We start from the raw sequence: 20,822 nt of genomic DNA, 5'->3' as shown, positions 1-20,822 counted from the left end.
TACCCTTCGTGCTTCTCTAATTTAATCTAATTTTAATACGGCGAGAAAGGCTTCTTGCGGCACTTCTACGTTACCGATCTGTCGCATTCTCTTTTTTCCTTCTTTTTGTTTTTCTAGTAATTTTCTTTTACGTGAAATATCACCACCATAACATTTTGCAGTAACATCTTTACGCAAAGCGCTGATTGTTTCTCTTGCGATAACTTTTGCACCAACGGCAGCCTGGACGGCAATTTGGAATTGTTGACGAGGTAATAATTCTTTTAATTTTTCACATAATCTACGTCCAAAATCTTGTGCACGACTTCTGTGAATAAGTGCGCTCAAAGCATCAACTTTATCTCCATTTAACAAAATATCCATTTTTACGATATCGCTTGGGCGATAATCAATTGGAGTATAGTCAAATGAAGCATATCCACGCGTTTGGCTTTTCAATTTATCATAAAAATCAAATACAATCTCTGTTAATGGTAATTCAAATGTCAACTCTACACGTGATTGAGTTAAATAAGTCTGATTAATCAACATTCCTCTTTTACCCAAACATAAAGTCATAATATTTCCGATATAATCAGGAGAAGTAATGATCTGCGCACGGATAAATGGTTCTTCAATCTCAGCCAATTTGGTAGTTTCTGGCATTTGAGATGGATTATTTACGATAATATGTTCGTCTCTTGTAGTAACTGCATGAAAACTCACATTTGGAACAGTAGTGATAACAGTTTGGTTAAATTCACGTTCCAAACGTTCTTGGATAATTTCCATGTGCAATAGTCCCAAAAATCCGCATCGAAAACCAAACCCTAAGGCTTGTGAAGTTTCCAATTCAAAAGTCAAAGAAGCATCGTTCAATTGCAATTTTTCCATACAATCTCTCAATTCTTCAAAGTCCTCTGTAACTACAGGAAAAATACCCGCAAATACCATTGGCTTAACTTCAGAAAAACCTTTGATAGGTGTTGTTGTTGGTTGACTTGACAAAGTGATGGTATCTCCTACTTTGATATCCTTGGCATTTTTGATACCCGTTACAACGTACCCCACATTGCCGGCGCCAACTTCTTTCGTAGGATTTAAGCCTAATTTCAAAACACCAATTTCATCGGCAAAATATTCCGCCTTAGTCGCTGCAAATTTGATTTTATCTCCGGTTCTCAATTTACCATTAACCACTCGATAATAGGCGATTACACCACGAAAACTATTAAATACGCTATCAAAAATCAACGCTTGCAAAGGAGCTTCTAATTCTCCTTTTGGAGCGGGAATACGATTAATGATGGCATGCATAATTTCCTCAATTCCGATACCAGATTTGCCACTCGCAAGTAAAATATCTTCTTCTTTACAGCCGATTAATTCAATGATTTGATCTTTTACCTCTGGAATCATCGCTCCATCCATATCAATCTTATTGATTACGGGAATGATTTCCAAATCATTATCAATCGCTAAGTATAAATTACTTATTGTCTGCGCTTGAATACCTTGCGCCGCATCTACCAATAATAGCGCGCCTTCGCACGCTGCAAGAGCTCTACTCACTTCATAGCTGAAATCTACGTGACCGGGAGTATCAATTAGATTAATTGTATAAGTATCTCCATTATAAACATATTGCATTTGAATAGCATGACTCTTAATAGTAATACCTTTTTCTCTTTCGAGATCCATATCATCTAACACTTGGTTCATCATTTCACGTGAACCAATTGTCTGAGTATATTCCAACAATCGGTCTGCCAAGGTACTCTTACCATGATCGATATGTGCTATTATGCAAAAGTTTCTAATTTTATCCATAGATGGCAAAGATATAAAAACAGTTATTCGCTTTCATTTTATACAAAGAAAATATCTTAGCTTTGAACCAATCAATCTCGTTATTACACTAAAAACCTATTACACACTTTAAGTTATGGAGACTGTGTTCCTAATTTTAAATGGCACCATTAATTTTTTAATCATTTTTGCAATTATTGCAATAGTGGTTAAATTCATTTTGTTTTATCGATACCGTAAGTTAGATTTTGTTGCATTTGGCTTTTCTTTTTTTAAATGGTATAATAAACCTTCAATCAATGCAATATCTAGTTCTACCAGAAAGTTTTATATGAAGTATAATAATGTGGTAAATATTTACATTGTATTTGTGGTAGCTTCCTATATTTTCGTCCGATTCATAAAACATTTGAATTAATAAAAAAGCAGATTTTTCAATTGAAAAATCTGCTTTTTTATAGGAAATTATTTTCAACTAACTCAAATTAGCCAAGGCTTCTTTTACTTGCTTCCAAGCTTTTTCGATATTTTCCATACTTGCAGCGAAAGAAAATCTAACGCAAAGTGGTTCGCCAAATGCAGCACCATCAACAGAAGAAACATGTGCAGTATTCAAAAGATATAAGGTCATATCTTCTGCATTTTTAATCATTGTAGTTCCATCAGATTTTCCAAAATAAGAAGATACATCAGGAAAAACGTAGAACGCACCTTCTGGAGCAAAACATTTCAATCCTGGAATTTCTTTAATCAATTCCAATACACGTGTACGTCTTTTTGCAAATTCTGCAGTCATGGCTTTAGAAGAACTAATATCACCTGTGAACGCAGCTACCGCAGCTTTTTGTGCAACTGAGTTCGTAGCACTTGTAAATTGACCTTGAATTTTGATCATTGCTTTTGCCAATTCTGTATTGGAAGCGGTAAATCCAACTCTCCAACCTGTCATAGCAAAACCTTTACTCAAACCATTAATTAAGATAATCCTATCTTTCAAATCTTCAAATTGTGCAATACTTTCGTGCGCACCAACGAAATTGATATATTCATAAATCTCATCAGAAATAATATACACGTCCGGATATTTTCTAAAAACTTCTGCCAATCCAGCTAATTCTTCTTTGCTATACACCGCACCAGAAGGATTACATGGAGAAGAAAACATAAATGCTTTTGTTTTGGAAGTAATTGCTGCTTCTAATTCTGCTGGAGTGATTTTAAATCCATTTTCAGCAGTAGTTCTTACTAAAACAACTTCTCCGCGAGCAATTTTTACTTGTTCGGAATATGTCACCCAATAAGGAGTTGGAATTACTACCTCTTCCCCATCATCCACAATGGCTAACAATGCATTTAATAAACATTGTTTTGCACCTGTAGAATAAACGATCTGATCCGCTGTATAATCTAAATTATTATCTCTTTTCAATTTTGTGCAAGCCGCTTGTCTTGCATCCAAATAACCTGCGACTGGCGTGTAGTGGCTATAATTTTCATTAATAGCCTTTATTGCAGCATCCTTTATATGTTGAGGTGTATCAAAATCTGGTTCACCCAAACTCAAGTTAATTACTTCAATACCTTTCGCGCTAAGATCGCGACCCATCTGAGCCATTTTCAATGTTGCCGGCTCCTCAAAACGATTCAAAAATGAAGAAAGTGCCATAAAAGCTTTATTTATTAAAAAATTGGAAAACAAAGATAGTATCTTTTGCTTTGTTTCATATTAAAAAAAATGGGCAAATATTTTGAAAATATTTACCCATTTAACTTATTTATTTAATGCTTGTTCAATATCTCCGATAATATCATCGATAAATTCCAAACCAACAGATATCCTAATCAGCCCTGGCGTGATGCCCGTCGCAAGACGTATATCTTCAGGTACTTTGCTATGAGTTGTACTTGCTGGATGCGATGCAATACTTCTTGAATCTCCCAAATTAGGAGTCAAAGACAATATTTGCAAAGAATCCATAAATTTACGACCGGCTTCAACGCCGCCTTTTGCTTCGAAAGCGACAATACCGCCACCAGCGCGCATTTGCTTTTTAGCTATTTCATATTGTGGATGACTTGGTAATCCTGGATAAATTACTTTTTCAACGTGAGGATTTTTTTCCAATGCTTGCGCTAATTTCAATGCATTAGAACAATGACGTTCCATTCTCAACTCTAGAGTTTCCAAACTTTTACTCAAAACCCAAGCGTTAAATGGAGATAAAGTCGGACCGAAATTGCGGCAGAATAAATACACTTCGTGGATTAATTCTTTCTTTCCTACAACAACACCACCCAAAACACGACCTTGTCCATCAATCCATTTAGTTGCGGAATGTGTTACCAAATCAGCACCAAATTCAATCGGATTTTGTAAAATAGGCGTAGCAAAACAATTATCTACAAAATATAATAAATTGTGTTTTTTAGCTATCTGTCCAACTTTTTCCAAATCAATTATTTCTAATTGAGGATTAGTAGGTGTTTCCAAAAATACCATTTTGGTATTGGGTTTAATTTCTTTTTCCCAAACGTCAACATTGCCGGCAGGCACCATCGTATGCTCTACATTGAACTTTTCCAAAAACTTGGTTACGACAGTTGTCGTACCTCCAAAAATAGAACTTGAACATAAAATATGATCTCCCGCTTTCAACAAAGCAAACATTGGCGCAGCAATTGCCGCCATACCACTTGCTACCGCAAATCCTGCTTCTGCACCTTCCATCATTGCCATTTTTTCGGCAAACTCATCCACACTTGGATTACCATAGCGACTATAAATATAATCGTCATTTTCATCCGCAAATGCGGCACGCATCTCTTCTGCATCAGGAAAAGTAAAACTACTACTCAAATACACAGGAACGGAATGTTCCCTTTTACCAGAACGCTCAACTTGTGTACGGATGGCTTTTGTCTGGCGAGAACCAAATTCTTCAAACATTTTGCTTTATATTAATTGCGAGCAATTCAATGCTCTTTTGGAAAATACATTTCTGTTATATCTGAAAAGCAAAACGTTATTCATCCATTTCACTTTTCATATTTCACATCTCAAATTTACTTCTCAATCGTCACTTTCGTGGAAATCTCCGCTCCTGCGGCTACTAAAGTCGCTGCAACCGAGCAATATTTGTGAATAGACAAACTAACCGCTTTCTCTGCTTTTTGAGGATCAATATCGCCTTTCAATTGAAATTCTATTTGAATATCCTTCCAAAGACTCAAATCATCTTTCGCCGCACGTTCTCCATTTACCAAAACTTTCAAGCCTTGCAAGTCTTGTTTTTGTTTGGATAAAATACTTACTACATCTACACTGCTACAACCAGCTAAAGCCTCTAACAACAATTCCATAGGTCTTGTTCCAAAATCTTGGCCGCCCATTTCTGGTTTGGTATCCATTTTTGTTATGTGACCACTTTGATCTTTTGCCTCAAATCCGTACTGACCGTTTACCAAATTCAATTCTATACTTGCCATAATCCTGTCTGTTTAAGAAGGACAAATTTATCTAATTTTAGACAAATCCTCCGCGAATTAATATAATTTCAGATTAAATTAAAATTTCTGCGATTTATCTAAGAGATAAGAAAGATGAAGCTAATTTTTTCCTCTTTTTACATACATCTCCAGTCGTATATTCTTTTTACCAGCTTTGCGCTCGCCTTTCCAATATTGTCTTTTGGAAAATTTGCGTAAGTGTTTCGCCCATTCTTTGGAGGCTGTTAATTGTCCTTTTTTCTTGGATGCCATATTTAAAAAGTATTGACTAATGCGTCCATTTGCTTAGCGATAAATTGATTTTTATCTTTTTTTACAGATTCAATAATCGCTCGACGCTCCGGAGTCAAATCCACATATTTATCCGCCCATAATTGAATCTCTACCAAGATCGGGAGCAAATCAATACCTTTTTGTGTGAGTTTGTATAACACTTTTGCTTTGCTATCTGGATGTTCGGACTTAGAAATCAAACCATTTTCTTCCATCTGCAATAATCTTGCTGCCAAAATATTGGTCGCAATTTTTTCATCTGACTTTTGAAAATCTCCATAAGTACATGATCCTTTTAACATTAAATCCCTGATAATCAACAAACTCCATTTATCTCCAAATATATCAAGCGAACAACTTATCGGACAATCTGATCTTTTTTTTACCATATCAAAAATATTTTTTATCAAAAATACTTGCATTTTGAAAGTATTTTATAATTTTACACTTGCAAAACGAAAGTAAAATTAAATTATTTAACTGAAATAACATGAAAACAACAGGAAATACCATATTTATAAGTGGTGGAAGTGCTGGAATCGGATTCGCAATCGCAAAAAAATTAAGCGATGGAAATAATATTATCATCAATGGCCGCAATCAAGAAAGATTACAAAGGGCGTTGGCTGAGCTACACAATGCGATCGCCATACAAGGAGATTTGTCGCTCGAAAGTGATAGAATCCGCATTGCTAATGAGTTGAAAAATAACCATCCTGAAGTAAATATTATCATCAATAACGCAGGATTTGCCTATAGTTACCGTTTGGACCAAACAACTAATGTACACGAAAAAGCATTGCAAGAAATCAATACTAATTATATTGCAATTATTCATTTTACCGAACTAATGCTACCACATTTATTACAAAAAGAAACTGCTGCAATTGTCAATATTTCCTCTATCGCAGCATATAGAAGTCATCCATTAATTCCAACCTATAGCGCATCAAAAGCTGCTTTGCATGGTTATACAACCGCATTGAGAGCGAGCTATACGGAGCACCCAAATCTACATGTATTCGAAGTATTCCCTCCTCTTGTAAATACAGACTTTTCTAATGAAATTGGCGGTAAAGATGGTATTCCACCTTCTGAAGTCGCAGATGAATTGTATTTGGGTTTAGAAAAAAATCAAGTCGAAATACCCGTTGGAATGACCAAAAAAGTAACGCAAGTCATCCATGAAGCCATGGCAAAATTGAGTTAAATAATAACGCCCACATGATTAGATCATGTGGGCGTTATTGTTAGTTATGAAATTATGAACATAATATTTCTTAGAAAATAGTCGTACAAAACTATTATGTTTGCGAACCTATTATTTAAACCATTATTATGCTAACAAAGTCATTACTCACAATTTTTATAACCAGTATTTTAGTCATTTCTTGTTCAAAAAATCATGATATTTCGGGAGAAACTACAATACCGAATGCAGATAGTGTACCAACTGAAAAACCAACAAGTGTATCTTTTAAACTTACAACTAGTTCGGATACTATCACAGCATTTTCGAAATTACAAATTCTGAATAGAACTAACTATACGGGAAATATTGATTCCATTACAACCTATTTGACAGGTGCCGATACAAGTGTTTTATTACATTTATCAAAAAAAGGAGGAGGAATATATCACTTAATAAGTTGGGATAATTATTTTTATATACCTGGGGTATTCACTATCAAAACTATCGCATACAACGAAAACAAAGTAGTAGCAGAAGACTCTTCTTTTAAAATTACGATTCTAAAAGACTCTAGTTCTGATTTCTTAGGAATACAATGGTCTGATCAAGATAATGTCTATTACATTGGAAAACCAAATACTTATTATAAATATTATTTTAGCTATAAAAAAAGTAACAATGTGATTAATGTCATAACCAGAACCAATTCTATCAATAATACAATTGAAAATATTGATCAATATAATTTTCTTTACAACCTTATGTTAGCTAATTATGGAGAATCAACATACTCCGATTCCATTGATCAAACTGAATTAGCCAAACAATACTCCACATTATTTTCTAAACATAATGATACACCAAAAGCTATTTGGATACTCAAAAATAGTAAAGTTGTTCTAGCAACATATGAAGAAGGCTATCATTTATATGCGGAGAAATTGTAATTTATTTATCCAAATCCGCAATAAATTTTTCCAAAATATCCAGATCCACATGGTCCATTACCACAATTTTATACCAATTAGGTTGATCGTGTGAATCTGGAACCAAACCATATTTTTCGGCCACATCTTCTTTTATCGCATTGGCTTTTATAGTTACGATATTCATGGATGTATTTCTATAAAAGGAAATTTTTCTAGTGAGTAACTTGTCACACAAATAAGTCGTTCGATACAGTAATTTGTTGATTTTTTCCAACCATCCAAACGGTCCATAGGTATTCAAAATCATCCAAACAGCCACCGCATTGGTTCCACTACGACTACCATTGAGGGTAATATCCATCCCGTGAACATATTGCGCCTCCTCCGTATAAACATATTTCATCCAATTTTTCCGAATGAGAAATACGCCCGTTCCATAAGGTGCTTGCAACATTTTATGCGCATCTAAAGTGATGGAAATCACATCGGTACTATGAAAATTGAGTAAATTTTCGGGTTGACTAATCGGGTAAATAAATCCTCCAAATGCACCATCAACATGCATGCAAAATGGCAAATTCATTTGTTTGAATACATCTGAATAAATATGCGGATCATCCACACTTCCAAACATAGTCGTGCCCATATTAGTAACAACTATAAAGTATTTTTTACCTTGGGCAACGGCTTTTTGAACCAACGATTTCACTTCCTCGGAGCGGATTTCTCTTGATTCGGGATCAACAGGAACTGAAATCCAATCAATAGACAATAAATTAGACGCTTTGGGAATAGAATAGTGCGTATCCTCCGAACTAATTATTACGATTTCCACATTTTTTGCTCCAAATTCTTTGGCATAATAATTACGATAAATCCAACAAGCTTGCAGATTGGCTTCCGTCCCTCCTGCTGCAATAAATCCGTCGCAACTATTTTCTTCCGCATGCAAAACATCTACAGATAATAGTTCGATTACTTCCGCCTCCAATTTTTGCGTGCCCGCAAAAAACAATTCGGAATTGCCCATAGTATGACAGCCGATATGATTGGGATTGGCAACATAAGTACGTAAAAGCGGTGCATCTTTTAGAAAAGAAACCTTATCATCAAACACTTTTTCGTCCAATTGAGAAGCAGGAACGCCGAGCGAATAACTATTTTGCGCATAGCTGATATTTTTTTCCAATGCTTCAGTGATGATACGATCTTGTTCAGATGCAGATAATCTTTTCCAATATTTCATGTCTAATAATTTGGCTACGCAAAATAGCGCTTTCAAATGGCAAAGACACTGTTGTGAATATGATTTTTCTTTAAAATCTATATTTCCCATCATTTTGAAATAATTTGCACGTCGAACAAAATGATTCATTGGATGAAAGTATGTATTGCCGAAAAACCAAGTGTAGCCAAAGAAATAGCACAGATTTTGGGGGCCAAAACCCGAAAAGATGGTTATTTTGAGGGAAATGACTATCAGGTTACTTGGACTTTTGGGCATTTATGTACGTTGAAAGAGCCACATGATTATTCGGAACATTGGAAATCTTGGAATATTTCGGATTTACCTATTATTCCTCCCAATTTTGGTATCAAACTAATTAGCAACAAAGGAATTGAAAAGCAGTTTGACGTCATCAAGTCCTTATTAGAAAATTGCGAATTGATCATTAATTGTGGGGATGCTGGGCAAGAGGGAGAATTGATTCAACGTTGGGTCATCTTAAAATCTCAAAGTAAGGCGCCTGTAAAAAGATTGTGGATTTCTTCCTTGACAGAAGCGGCAATTAAAGAAGGCTTTGAACATTTATTTGAAGGCAGTAAATACGACAATTTGTACGCTGCAGGAAGTGCACGTGCAATTGGTGATTGGCTTTTGGGAATGAATGCAACACGTCTTTACACCAAAAAATATGGAGAAAATAAAGCTGTTTTATCCATCGGAAGAGTACAAACGCCTACCCTAGCCATGATGGTACAAAGACAAAAAGAAATTGATGCTTTTATCGCAGAAGATTATTGGGAATTAAAAACCATATTTAAAGAAACTGAATTTACCGCAACGATTGAACGCTTAAAATCAGAAGAAAAAGCCATCAAAGGCAAGGAATATTTGGAAAAATTTCCTTTCGAAATTGTCAGTTTTGAAAAGAAAGAAGGACGGGAAAAAAATCCCAAATTGTACGACTTAACAGGTTTGCAGGTAGATGCCAACAAAAAGTATGGCAATAGCGCCGAACAAACCCTCAAATTGGTTCAAAGTCTGTATGAGAAAAAATTAGTGACTTATCCGCGTGTGGACACGACGTATTTATCCGAAGATTTACACCCTAAAGTGCCTGAAATTTTGGCAAATATGACAATTTACACCAAATGGATTGAGCCGATTTTAAAAGCCCCCATTCCCATGTCCAAAAACGTATTTGACAATACCAAAGTCAGCGATCACCATGCAATTATTCCGACGGGAGAATATCCAGAATATCTTTCACAGGACGAAAAACGCGTGTATGATATGATTGCGCGCAGGTTTATCGCGGTTTTTTATCCGGAATGTATTGTTTCCAATACAACCGTTTTGGGTAAAGTAGATAAAATTGAATTCAAAGCAACTGGTAAACAAATTCTTTCCGAAGGCTGGCGTGCACTTTATCCAAAAGAGGAAAAAGATAGCAAGGATAAAGAGGAGGAAAAAATCTTGCCTTTATTTTCTGAAGGGGAGTCTGGTCCACATGCGCCATTTGTACATAAAGGGAAAAAAACGCCGCCTAAATTATATACGGAAGCAACGCTTTTGCGTGCGATGGAGACTGCAGGCAAACAAATTGAGGATGAAGAATTACGAGAAGTTTTGAAACAAAATGGGATTGGTCGCCCATCAACGCGCGCCAATATCATTGAAACTTTACAAAAGCGTAAATACGTCGAAAAGAAAAAAAAGAACCTGATCGCTACCAAAATGGGCATTGATCTGATTGATACAATTCACAATGAATTATTGAAAAGCCCCGAATTGACCGGTCAATGGGAATACAAATTGAATCTCATCGAAAAAGGAAATTACGAATTATCGACGTTCAAAAATGAATTAATCGAAATGGTTTCGGAATTGGTACAAACTGTCAAAAACGAAAATCAAAAGAAAATTTCCATCGTTCATACAGATAATAAAGAAGAAACTGCGACAGAAAAAGAACCTAAAAAGCCAGTTGTAAAAAAGGATCCTTTAGCTGAATTAACATGTCCAAAATGTAAAATTCATCCATTAGTAAAAGGAAAACAAGCTTTGGGTTGTAAAAATTTTCAAGTTTGCGGATTCAAATTACCATTCCAACTATTTGGAAAAACGCTCACTGACAAGCAAATGGCAGATCTTATTTCCAAAGGGAAAACTACCAAATTGAAAGATCTTGAACTCAATGGAAATAAAGTGGAAGGAAAAATAAAAATGAATGATCAATTTGAGTTTGAGGTGGAATAATTTTTATCGTTCCTTTCACTTAATAGAAAAGAACAAGGCTCTATTGTATTAATTAAAATCCAATAATGCCCATGAGAAAAATATAATTATAAAAATTTAGAGACTAGAGTGCTCCAATTTTCGTCTGGCAGCAAAGTGAAGAAAATGGTGGAGCTGTTTTTTTTGCATAAAGTTCGACGTTTAAAAATTATTATCTGCTAGCAAAAAATGTACACGAGCCATTTTTGAACGTTCCGAAGGGTTGCCTTCAGACGAAATTGATATTTTGTTTCTTTTTTATTAAGAAAAAAGAGAGAGATTCTTCGTTACTTTTTATCAAAAAGAAATTACTTATTTCTAAATGCAATCGAACTAATTAAAACTCCGAGAACAATTCCGATAATCATTCCGATTTTAATATTTTTAATCAAAAGTCCAAGCACCGCACCAATAATGATGAGTCCAGCCAAACTAATACGACGACGAGGATTATTTTTGGAAGGCATATTTACGCTTTATTTTCCTTAGTTAAAATGGATTGCATGATACGACCCGCATGATCTTTGGAATTTTCAATAAACCAAAGATGCGTTTCTAATCCACCACAAACGACACCAGCCAAATACATATTTGCAACATTGGTTTCCATCGTCGTTTCATCATGACTAGGATGTAAAGTCGCACCTTCTAATTGAATGCCTATTTTTTCCAAAAAATCAAAATTGGGACGATAACCAGTCAACGCCAATACAAAATCATTTTCCATAGTTATCACTCCATCAGGCGTCTCTATATCCACTTCATTTTCCCGAATCGCTTTGATATTGGAATGAAATAAAGCTTTAATACTTCCTTCTTTGATACGATTTTCCATATCAGGTTTTACCCAATATTTTACACGTTGACCGATTTCCTCACCGCGCACAACGATGGTAACTTCAGCGCCTTTGTGCCATGTTTCCAATGCGGCATCTACGGATGAATTACTTGCACCGACAACGATCACTTTTTGAAAAGCATATTCGTGTGGTTCTTTATAATAATGGCGGACTTTGGGTAAATCTTCTCCTGGAACATTTAGATACATAGGAATATCGTAAAATCCAGTAGCAATTACTATATATTTCGCTTTATAGGTTGCTTTGGCACTTGTTACAGTAAATGTACCATCAGCCTCTTTTTGTACGGAAAAAATCTCTTCGAATAATTGCACTTTTAATTGGAAAAATTCTACAACATTGCGGTAATATTCCAATGCTTCTTGGCGTCCTGGCTTGGGCGCAATGCACATAAATGGTAAATCGCCAATACCCAAACGCTCCGCCGTAGAGAAAAATCGCATGAATATTGGGTAATTAAAAATACTATTGGTAAGGGCTCCTTTGTCTATAATTGTATAATCTAAACCTGCTTTTTTTGCTTCAATACCACAACTCAATCCAATCGGACCTGCACCGATGATAATCAAATCTTTATTTACCATAATACTTGCAAAGATACTTGATGCAGGATTTTTACTAAAAAGTAATTTTAAAAGATATAGGTTACTTTTCCCTTGAATGAAAAGTAACCAAAAGATCAAATCGACTGACTGCGAAGTAACAAAGCAATTAACGCAATTATCTGGACGACGAATTAACTAAAATCTTAGATTTATTTGTAATAATATAACTGGACAAATGAAATCAAATTTCATTTCTACTTCACTTTATTGTGCGTCAACATATAGGAAGAAGTAGTGTATAACGAATTAGTCAAATTATGATAATATGCTTTTTTATTTGCGTCTAAATTGATTGGTTGGTTATTTTCAATTGAAACTGCTTTTTCAGGTAAATCACCTTGTATCCCAAAACTATAATAGACGGAATCCTTGACAACACCAATTGATTTGGAAACATAATCGTAAATCAATGCGCCATATTTATCCGAATTTTCCATCCAATAAGGACTCAGTAAATCGTGACCAAGTGTTGTATTAGTATAATTGATTTTAGCCAAACCCGCTGCTGTTGGCAATAAATCTACTTGAGATGCTATATGATGAATGACTTGTGGTTGGATATGCCCTGGAGAATAGAATAACAAAGGCACATGTTCAGAAGTTAATTCTTCCGTCCAAGCATTTGGATACATCGTGTTGGCATCACCACGAATACCATGATCACCTACAAATACGAAAATTGTATTTTTAAAATAAGGCTCTTTTTTCGCCGCTTCGATAAACGTTTCGTAACAAAAATCTGTGTATCTGAATGCATTATACTCAGGATTATTGTCAAATCCATTTTCATGCAATTCTTTATCCGAAGCATTTTTTACTTTAAAAGTATTTTTATCCTCATCCGGAATTGTATAAGGACGATGGTTATCAGAAGTTTGGATAATTGCCATAAAAGGCTTTTTCTGTTGTGCAAAAACTTGATTGGCTTTTAGGAAAACATTTTTATCCGAAACGCCCCAAACATCAATCTTTGGTGCATCATAATCATCTTGTTCGAATGTATGCAGATCGCTCACATTGTTAGTAAGTACACCACGAATATTTGCCCAACTCAAACTACCTCCGATGAAATACATTTTATCATAACCTTTAAAATCATTCATGATCGAATGCTGGTTCACCGCCTTTGGATTGCGGCTAGAAGTATTTTGCAAATCTACATCAGGAATGCCTGTAAACACAGCCCACACTCCTCGTGCTGTACCATAAGAAGGCGTGAAACAACGATCGAATAAAATACCGTTTTTGCACATCTGATTAAAATATGGCGTTGGATCTAATTTGTTACCAGACATAGAACTTTTGTAAAAAGAAAAAGATTCGCAAATAACAACAACAACATTGGGCTTGTTCGCCGTATCCGCATTGGCAACTCTTGTATAATTTAAGCTGTTAGAGTCCGGATGCTCAATATTCAAATAATTCACCATCGCAGGATAGGCTTTACGCACATCTGCAATATTCAAATGTTCTTTGCGATATTTCAACGAACTAAAAAAGGATTGAAAAGGATTCAAAGAGACTTTGGCTGCGTAATCATTTCCAAAAGTAAATGCATCACTCCAACGCAAAGGATATTGTCCCAATCGACCAAATATGAAAAAAGCTATCACTAGGAAAAAAGCGATACCGCTAATAATTCTATTTTTCTTAGCAACAGGAAAATCAATTCCTTTCGCTACTTTTTTGAACCAAAATTTCGCAATTCCATATATCAAAACCACGCCGACAATCCAAAGAATCAATAACCAAATCACTGGATAGGTTTGCCAAACCATGCCAGCGGCATCCTTGGAATTTTCCATCAAAGTCAACAAATCAGCATTTAATCGCTCTTGCAAATAAGAATAATTGGCAAAATCTACAATATAGAAAAGTGAAAATAGGATTGCCGCCAATATCCAAATAGTAAAGGAAATCTTCCTTCCCAATGCTTTTTTAAATGGATTTAAAGGCGTGAATAATGCCAATAAAAATACCAACGTACTTATAATTGCAATATCCCGGCAATCAAATCTAGCCCCAAGAAAAAAAGTCGAAAATTTGGGATAATTGGCAAATGTTGATGGAGCTGAAAATACATTGACAAAGATGACGCGTAATAATGTCATCAATATCAATATGCTAATATCTACCAATAAAAGCCATTGTACGAGAAAGGAAACTTTTCTATTTTTCATTATTTAAAAATATGCGTTCTTTTTTGCGACGCCAAAAGTAAGTAGTTTCTGCATCTTTGATGCAAATATCTACAATTTAGCAAGTATTTAATATTTGAAGGAAAAGCACGTCCTGTCTTTGACTTCAAATATTAAATAAGGATTGCTTATCTTTAATAAAAATAAACCAAATGAAAAAAGTCACATATATTTTCGTCTCTATTCTAGCCATTGCGTGCTTATTTTATTTTCTTAATTGGTTTTCCTTTACTAATAGTTTACCCAAAACACCACATTCATTACAGTTGTTAGAGGTAAAGTAAATATTTAATGTTTCTAGCTACGACAATAAAACATGAATTTGTGGATTTTAAACGACGCCGTTCTATTTTGAGAAATAAAAAGTGCTTATGAAAATGCAGCCAATTATGAATTAACAAACACTGTTTTAACTCACAGATTTTAATATTACATTTGCGCCAATTGTTCACGACGAATAATTCGTTTAAAAGAGATTAAAATACATATTTCATGGCTTTACAAGCTGGTATTGTCGGATTGCCCAACGTAGGCAAATCCACGTTATTTAATGCATTAAGTAGTGCAAAAGCGCAAGCTGCCAATTTTCCATTCTGTACAATTGAGCCCAATGTCGGAGTAATCACCGTACCTGATGAGCGTCTAATTGCTTTGGAAGATTTGGTGCATCCACAAAAAGTTATTCCTACAACGGTAGAGATCGTAGATATTGCTGGTCTTGTAAAAGGTGCAAGCAAAGGTGAAGGTTTGGGTAATCAATTTTTGGGAAATATCAGAAATACTGATGCGATCATTCACGTATTGCGTTGTTTTGATGATGATAATGTCATTCACGTAGATGGCGTTGTAAATCCTGTTTCGGATAAAGAAGTTATCGATACCGAATTACAATTGAAAGATTTGGATTCGGTTGATAAAAAATTAGCCAAATCTGAAAAAGCAGCGAAATCAAGCGGCGATAAAGAAGCGATCAGAGGCGTAGAAATTCTAAAAGCAATGAAAGCGCATTTGGAATCTGGTAAAAATGCACGTTCGTTTGAAGTTTCTGTTGAAGACAAACAAAAACATTTGAATGACTTGGCACTTTTAACGATCAAACCAGTTATCTACGTTTGTAATGTAGACGAGAAATCTGTCGTTTCTGGTAATAAACATACGGAAGCAGTTAAAGAAAATGTCAAAGATGAAAAAGCGGAGATCTTATTTGTAAGCGCACAGATCGAAAGTGAAATTGCAGTTATGGATAGCTTCGAAGATCGTCAAGTTTTCTTGGAAGATTTGGGATTGACACAGAGTGGTGTTGCAAGATTGATACAAGCAACTTACAATTTGTTGCATTTGAGTACTTATTTTACCGTAGGTGAAAAAGAAGTACGTGCTTGGACCATTACCAAAGGATTTTTAGCTCCACAAGCTGCCGGCGTGATCCATACAGATTTTGAAAAAGGCTTTATCAGGGCGGAAGTCATTAAGTATGAAGACTTTATCAAATATAAATCCGAAGCTGCCTGTAAGGAAAATGGAAAACTAAATGTGGAAGGAAAAGAATACGTCGTACAAGACGGCGATATTATGAATTTTAGATTCAACGTATAACAAATTAAAGGAAGAAAAGTCATATAATAGTTTTTTACTATTTGAACATTTCTTCCTTTTTTTATCTATATTTATGCAAATTGACTATCTTTCACGCAAATTTTTTAAAAAACTAATTAATAATGGCTTTATTTTCTAAGAAATCTATAGAAGGCTTATTGGCAGAGTCCGCCGACACGCAAGGGATGAAGAAAACCTTAAGTGCAGGTGCTCTTGTTGCTTTGGGAATTGGGGCGATCATTGGAGCTGGATTGTTTTCTATTACGGGTATGGCTGCAGCAAATTATGCAGGCCCTGCCATCATGATATCATTTGTTGTAGCTGCGATTGGTTGTACATTTGCGGGTCTTTGTTACGCAGAATTTTCTTCTATGATTCCTGTTGCGGGTAGCGCATACACGTATAGTTATGCTACCATGGGAGAATTTATTGCATGGATTATCGGTTGGGATTTAGTATTGGAATATGCAGTTGGAGCAGCAACCGTTGCGTCAAGCTGGTCAGGATATTTGAGTAAGTTTTTCGAGTCATTTGGCGTATCACTGCCAGAATCCTTAATGAAAACGCCTTTTGATGGAGGCATCATTAATTTACCAGCAATTTTCATCGTGACAATCATGTCACTTGTATTGATGAGAGGAACGGGAGAATCTGCAAAGTTGAACAATATCATCGTCGTTTTAAAAGTTGCCATTGTATTGATTTTCATTGCTATAGGTATTAAATATGTACGTCCCGAAAATTTACATCCATTCATACCCAAAAATGAAGGTCCTGGTAAATTTGGTTGGTCTGGGATCTTACGCGCAGCAGGTGTAGTATTCTTTGCTTACGTAGGTTTTGATGCCGTATCAACGGCCGCGCAAGAGACTAAAAATCCGAAAAAAGCGATGCCAATTGGCATCCTTGGTTCTTTGGTTGCATGTACGATATTGTACATATTATTTGCGTATGTCATGACAGGTGTCGCTCCATATAAACTATTCGGAGAAGCTGGTAATGAATTGGCGCCTGTAGCTACGGCCATTAATCACATGGGGACTCCAGGAGCTGATGGCGTGATTGTACCTGCATATCCTTGGCTAAATAGAGTAATTATTATTGCTATTTTGTTAGGTTATTCTTCTGTCATATTGGTAATGCTTTTAGGACAAAGTCGTGTATTCTACTCTATGAGTAAAGATGGACTTTTACCTTCTGTATTTTCCAAATTACATCCAAAATTCAAAACACCAACGCGTTCTAACTTTTTCTTTTTATTGTTTGTAAGCTTATTTGCAGCTTTCATCCCTGGAAGAATTGTTGGTGAAATGACAAGTATCGGAACTTTATTTGCCTTTATTTTAGTTTGTGCAGGCATTATTGTCTTAAGAAAGACGAATCCTAACGCACCTAAGGCATTTCAAACTCCGATGGTTCCATTAGTTCCGATTTTAGGTATTGTGGTATGTTTTGCAATGATGGCATTATTACCATTAGATACATGGATTCGCTTAGTTATTTGGATGATGATTGGTTTTGATGTATATCTTGTAAGAGGTATAAGAAAAAGCCATTTAGCTGTGAACGACACTGCAGCTGATCGTAAAAAAGCGTTGAGAATAACGAGTATTGTTGGTTTATTTGTTTCCCTAGGATTATTAGGGTTAGCTATTGCGCATCATGTAACCAACGACGATGCAGACGGAGATAAAGGAATAATGATTTTATCAGGTGTAGTTTTAGTTTTCCATTTGATTTTCTATTCCATAAATTTATTAAAAGCAAATAAGGAAGCTTAATCATATTTGAAATATATCAAAAAGACCATTCGAAAATTCGAATGGTCTTTTTATTTTATCCAAAACATTCACTAGTTATCTTCTGTTTCTCGAATTATTTTGATTATTATTCGTTGCGGCTCTTTGTGGTCTTGAATTATTTGATGGAGTAGAAAAAGTCCTTGCCGGTGCAGATCTTTGCACTGGAGGGTTTACACTTCTCTGTTGTTGTACAGGCTGAGAACGTTGTTGTTGCATTGGTTGTGTACGAGGTTGTGATTGTGCGGCAGGCGCGCTATTGGTCGATCTATTTCCATTCCAATTTCCAAAAGAGCGATTCCTTGAATTGTTATTTGCGGGAACATTACTATTGCTATTTGAATTGTTATTATTTGGACGATTAAATGTTCTATTCGGTGCAGCATTATTCGAATTATTGGTATTTGTTGGCGGTGTATTATTCACGGCAGGAGTATTGTTGTTATTATTTCCTCGATTAAAACTACCTCCATTATTCGTATTATTATTGTTTGGGTTATTATTTCCAGATGGAGTTGAGTTATTATCTCCCCTATTAAAACCACCACGATTATTTACATTATTATTCGAATTATTGTTATTTGAATTGTTTCCATTGCTACTATTAAAACTTCCATTATTCGAATTATTATTGGAATTATTCGTATTTGAATTTCCTCTGTTGAAACCTCTACTATTGTTATTATTCGAATTGTTATTTCCACGGTTAAATTCAGGATTATTTCTTCCTATTTCTGCACTGGAATTATTTCCACGATTATTATTGGAATTATTTGAAAAATCCCTTCCTGGACGATACACGTTAAATTGACCATTTGATACTCGTCCATTATTATTTTGATTACGTGTACCTACGACATTGAAAGTTCGCACTGAACGACCAGTAAAACGGCTTACATCTTGATTTCTAGGACCAGAATTAAAACGCGTATTTCTGACGTTGCTATAATTGTTAATGATGGTCGTATTTCTGATAAATGTCACATTACGGCTATTATTGACATAATAATTATTGATATTTTGATAACCCATGTAACGAGCAGGCATGAATGTCCAGTAATTGGAAGGAATAGAACCAATAGTAAGACTTACGCCAACATTATAACCAGGAGCCATAGGAGCCCAACCATAATAACTTCCCGAATTACCCCAATTTACCCAAGCTGGCCCCCATTGGTAACCTGGCACCCAGTACCAACCGATATTAGATGCAAATCCCCAGCGACCGTAGTGAAATGGTGCCCAACCCCAAGAATAGGTACTATTCCAACTCCACCCATAATTGGTATTTACCCAAGAACCTGCTGAGGAATATGGTTGAAATCCAGGTACATTACATACCCACACCTGACCATAATTGCCATAATTCATCCAAGTGCCATAAGGAGACAACGCGCTTTGAAATGTATTGAAATTAACCTCAGGATTATTGGCATCATCATAATATCCATCATCGGCGTATCCTTGTGTATTATTGGCACCATCGATATAAGTACCATCATAATCACCATATTGTGGACTTTGAGAATAAACAGAACAACTATCTAATGCAATTACACTTCCGATGAGTAAAGCAGCAAAACCTATTTTATTATTGAATATCTTTTTCATAATTCGTTATTTTAATTGGTATAATTCAAGTTTGATGCCATATGAATAAAAAAAATCTACAATGGCGGTAGATTGGTATATTTTTTAGGTAAATATTATCACAAGTAAAAAAAGCAACAAATTTAATACGAAAAAAAGAAATTATATTCGCGATATGTTTTCATTTTTTAAGCCTAAAAAAGTAAAAGCAGACCTATCTTTTATCGGAGTGGATATGCACTCTCACTTATTGCCAAATCTTGACGATGGCTTACAAGATATCAATGACACAGTGAGATTTATAGAACAGTTACAAGAATTGGGATATGAAAAATTGATTTGTACGCCACATACGCTTGCTGAAGTTCATCCAAATACACCTTGGACCATTTTACCAAGATTACAAGACGTGCGCAATGAATTGAAATCCAAAGGGATCAATTTTCCGATTGATGCGGCCTCAGAATATATGACCGATATGTCACTTGAAGAAAGAATTCGGAATAATTATCCGCTATTGACTTTCGGAAAGGACAAGAAATATATTTTGATTGAAATGTCTTATTTGGCAGAATCTTCCAATATAGAAAATGTCATATTTGAATTGCAAGCCAAAGGATTTCAACCCATCTTGGCGCATCCAGAGCGATACAATTTCTATCATGGAAATTTTGAAAAATACCAAAGAATGAAGGATTTAGGTTGTTTGATGCAAAGCAATCTTCTCTCCTTTTTGGGATATTATGGCAAACCAGTACAAATGACCGTAGAAAAATTAGCAAAAGCTAAATTAATCGATCTTTTGGGTACAGATATGCACCATGAAAGACATCTAAAAGCACTACAAGAATTGGCGCAAAGACCTAGTTTTTACAAAATGATAGAACCACTTACCATTCAAAATCGTGCTTTATTTTGGGATGAAGGAAAAGAATGTATTAGTTCAGTAGTACCAGATTTGGCTTTAGAAAATAATTAGGACA

At 35.2% G+C, this 20,822-nt stretch carries 17 protein-coding genes; 6 read left to right on the top strand and 11 right to left on the bottom strand.

Annotated features, from left to right (window positions below; translation table 11 throughout):
* Nucleotides 1-21: 21 nt before the first annotated feature.
* From lepA to E0W69_RS02395, 6 genes are all read right to left on the bottom strand, one after another.
* Entirely contained in the window at nucleotides 22-1,809 is a 1,788-nt protein-coding gene (gene lepA, locus E0W69_RS02415) for a translation elongation factor 4 (RefSeq protein WP_131328448.1), read from the bottom strand.
* A 454-nt stretch (nucleotides 1,810-2,263) separates the two neighbouring features.
* The gene (locus tag E0W69_RS02410; RefSeq protein ID WP_131328446.1) at nucleotides 2,264-3,454 is read right to left on the bottom strand and encodes a pyridoxal phosphate-dependent aminotransferase; all 1,191 of its coding nucleotides are present in this window, start codon (nucleotides 3,452-3,454) and stop codon (nucleotides 2,264-2,266) included.
* A 105-nt stretch (nucleotides 3,455-3,559) separates the two neighbouring features.
* Entirely contained in the window at nucleotides 3,560-4,735 is a 1,176-nt protein-coding gene (locus E0W69_RS02405) for an O-succinylhomoserine sulfhydrylase (protein ID WP_131328444.1), read from the bottom strand.
* 116 nt (nucleotides 4,736-4,851) lie between these two features.
* Entirely contained in the window at nucleotides 4,852-5,274 is a 423-nt protein-coding gene (locus E0W69_RS02400; RefSeq protein WP_131328442.1) for an OsmC family protein, read from the bottom strand.
* Nucleotides 5,275-5,394: 120 nt separating this feature from the next.
* Nucleotides 5,395-5,547, bottom strand: coding sequence for a hypothetical protein (locus tag E0W69_RS20395; RefSeq protein WP_191967939.1), 153 nt, complete (start codon nucleotides 5,545-5,547; stop codon nucleotides 5,395-5,397).
* A 2-nt stretch (nucleotides 5,548-5,549) separates the two neighbouring features.
* On the bottom strand, nucleotides 5,550-5,957 hold the full coding sequence (locus E0W69_RS02395; protein ID WP_225321364.1) for a winged helix-turn-helix transcriptional regulator: 408 nt from the start codon (nucleotides 5,955-5,957) through the stop codon (nucleotides 5,550-5,552).
* Between the two features lie 101 nt (nucleotides 5,958-6,058).
* Here E0W69_RS02395 and E0W69_RS02390 point away from each other — a divergent pair, with 101 nt between their 5' ends.
* Complete coding sequence (locus E0W69_RS02390; RefSeq protein WP_131328440.1) at nucleotides 6,059-6,778, top strand: SDR family oxidoreductase; 720 nt, start codon at nucleotides 6,059-6,061, stop codon at nucleotides 6,776-6,778.
* A gap of 128 nt (nucleotides 6,779-6,906) precedes the next feature.
* A complete protein-coding gene (locus tag E0W69_RS02385) occupies nucleotides 6,907-7,707 on the top strand; it encodes a hypothetical protein (protein ID WP_131328438.1) in 801 nt (266 codons plus the stop codon).
* 1 nt (nucleotide 7,708) lies between these two features.
* Here E0W69_RS02385 and E0W69_RS02380 read toward each other — a convergent pair whose 3' ends face one another.
* Nucleotides 7,709-8,935: a pyridoxal phosphate-dependent decarboxylase family protein gene (locus E0W69_RS02380; protein ID WP_131328436.1), complete on the bottom strand. Its 1,227-nt coding sequence runs from the start codon at nucleotides 8,933-8,935 to the stop codon at nucleotides 7,709-7,711.
* Nucleotides 8,936-9,067: 132 nt separating this feature from the next.
* Here E0W69_RS02380 and E0W69_RS02375 point away from each other — a divergent pair, with 132 nt between their 5' ends.
* The gene (locus E0W69_RS02375; RefSeq protein WP_131328435.1) at nucleotides 9,068-11,173 is read left to right on the top strand and encodes a type IA DNA topoisomerase; all 2,106 of its coding nucleotides are present in this window, start codon (nucleotides 9,068-9,070) and stop codon (nucleotides 11,171-11,173) included.
* Between the two features lie 326 nt (nucleotides 11,174-11,499).
* Here the strand turns inward: E0W69_RS02375 and E0W69_RS20390 are convergent, their stop codons facing one another.
* From E0W69_RS20390 to E0W69_RS02365, 3 genes are all read right to left on the bottom strand, one after another.
* A complete protein-coding gene (locus E0W69_RS20390; protein ID WP_191967938.1) occupies nucleotides 11,500-11,658 on the bottom strand; it encodes a hypothetical protein in 159 nt (52 codons plus the stop codon).
* A 2-nt stretch (nucleotides 11,659-11,660) separates the two neighbouring features.
* The gene (locus E0W69_RS02370) at nucleotides 11,661-12,635 is read right to left on the bottom strand and encodes a YpdA family putative bacillithiol disulfide reductase (RefSeq protein WP_131328434.1); all 975 of its coding nucleotides are present in this window, start codon (nucleotides 12,633-12,635) and stop codon (nucleotides 11,661-11,663) included.
* Nucleotides 12,636-12,850: 215 nt separating this feature from the next.
* Entirely contained in the window at nucleotides 12,851-14,836 is a 1,986-nt protein-coding gene (locus E0W69_RS02365) for an LTA synthase family protein (RefSeq protein ID WP_131328433.1), read from the bottom strand.
* A 510-nt stretch (nucleotides 14,837-15,346) separates the two neighbouring features.
* On the opposite strand from E0W69_RS02365, the gene ychF reads away from it, so the two are divergent.
* Both ychF and E0W69_RS02355 read left to right on the top strand, forming a co-directional pair.
* A complete protein-coding gene (gene ychF / locus E0W69_RS02360; RefSeq protein WP_131328432.1) occupies nucleotides 15,347-16,450 on the top strand; it encodes a redox-regulated ATPase YchF in 1,104 nt (367 codons plus the stop codon).
* 122 nt (nucleotides 16,451-16,572) lie between these two features.
* Entirely contained in the window at nucleotides 16,573-18,231 is a 1,659-nt protein-coding gene (locus E0W69_RS02355; RefSeq protein ID WP_131328431.1) for an amino acid permease, read from the top strand.
* Nucleotides 18,232-18,306: 75 nt separating this feature from the next.
* Here the strand turns inward: E0W69_RS02355 and E0W69_RS02350 are convergent, their stop codons facing one another.
* A complete protein-coding gene (locus tag E0W69_RS02350) occupies nucleotides 18,307-19,860 on the bottom strand; it encodes a DUF6600 domain-containing protein (protein ID WP_131328430.1) in 1,554 nt (517 codons plus the stop codon).
* A 154-nt stretch (nucleotides 19,861-20,014) separates the two neighbouring features.
* On the opposite strand from E0W69_RS02350, the gene E0W69_RS02345 reads away from it, so the two are divergent.
* Nucleotides 20,015-20,818 (top strand): tyrosine-protein phosphatase, encoded by an 804-nt coding sequence (locus E0W69_RS02345; RefSeq protein WP_191967937.1) that lies wholly within the window; start codon nucleotides 20,015-20,017, stop codon nucleotides 20,816-20,818.
* The last annotated feature ends 4 nt before the right edge of the window (nucleotides 20,819-20,822 follow it).

It is taken from the genome of Rhizosphaericola mali, assembly GCF_004337365.2.
Lineage (GTDB): Bacteria > Bacteroidota > Bacteroidia > Chitinophagales > Chitinophagaceae > Rhizosphaericola > Rhizosphaericola mali.
Note: the sequence above shows the minus strand (reverse complement) of the source record. Positions and strands in the feature narration are given on the sequence as shown.

Excerpts from the sequence above, each read along its gene's own strand:
- lepA (WP_131328448.1), bottom strand. The coding sequence starts at position 1,809 with ATGGATAAAATTAGAAACTTTTGCATAATAGCACATATCGATCATGGT.
- E0W69_RS02410 (WP_131328446.1), bottom strand. The coding sequence starts at position 3,454 with ATGGCACTTTCTTCATTTTTGAATCGTTTTGAGGAGCCGGCAACATTG.
- E0W69_RS02405 (WP_131328444.1), bottom strand. The coding sequence starts at position 4,735 with ATGTTTGAAGAATTTGGTTCTCGCCAGACAAAAGCCATCCGTACACAA.
- E0W69_RS02400 (WP_131328442.1), bottom strand. The coding sequence starts at position 5,274 with ATGGCAAGTATAGAATTGAATTTGGTAAACGGTCAGTACGGATTTGAG.
- E0W69_RS20395 (WP_191967939.1), bottom strand. The coding sequence starts at position 5,547 with ATGGCATCCAAGAAAAAAGGACAATTAACAGCCTCCAAAGAATGGGCG.
- E0W69_RS02395 (WP_225321364.1), bottom strand. The coding sequence starts at position 5,957 with ATGGTAAAAAAAAGATCAGATTGTCCGATAAGTTGTTCGCTTGATATA.
- E0W69_RS02390 (WP_131328440.1), top strand. The coding sequence starts at position 6,059 with ATGAAAACAACAGGAAATACCATATTTATAAGTGGTGGAAGTGCTGGA.
- E0W69_RS02385 (WP_131328438.1), top strand. The coding sequence starts at position 6,907 with ATGCTAACAAAGTCATTACTCACAATTTTTATAACCAGTATTTTAGTC.
- E0W69_RS02380 (WP_131328436.1), bottom strand. The coding sequence starts at position 8,935 with ATGAAATATTGGAAAAGATTATCTGCATCTGAACAAGATCGTATCATC.
- E0W69_RS02375 (WP_131328435.1), top strand. The coding sequence starts at position 9,068 with ATGAAAGTATGTATTGCCGAAAAACCAAGTGTAGCCAAAGAAATAGCA.
- E0W69_RS20390 (WP_191967938.1), bottom strand. The coding sequence starts at position 11,658 with ATGCCTTCCAAAAATAATCCTCGTCGTCGTATTAGTTTGGCTGGACTC.
- E0W69_RS02370 (WP_131328434.1), bottom strand. The coding sequence starts at position 12,635 with ATGGTAAATAAAGATTTGATTATCATCGGTGCAGGTCCGATTGGATTG.
- E0W69_RS02365 (WP_131328433.1), bottom strand. The coding sequence starts at position 14,836 with ATGAAAAATAGAAAAGTTTCCTTTCTCGTACAATGGCTTTTATTGGTA.
- ychF (WP_131328432.1), top strand. The coding sequence starts at position 15,347 with ATGGCTTTACAAGCTGGTATTGTCGGATTGCCCAACGTAGGCAAATCC.
- E0W69_RS02355 (WP_131328431.1), top strand. The coding sequence starts at position 16,573 with ATGGCTTTATTTTCTAAGAAATCTATAGAAGGCTTATTGGCAGAGTCC.
- E0W69_RS02350 (WP_131328430.1), bottom strand. The coding sequence starts at position 19,860 with ATGAAAAAGATATTCAATAATAAAATAGGTTTTGCTGCTTTACTCATC.
- E0W69_RS02345 (WP_191967937.1), top strand. The coding sequence starts at position 20,015 with ATGTTTTCATTTTTTAAGCCTAAAAAAGTAAAAGCAGACCTATCTTTT.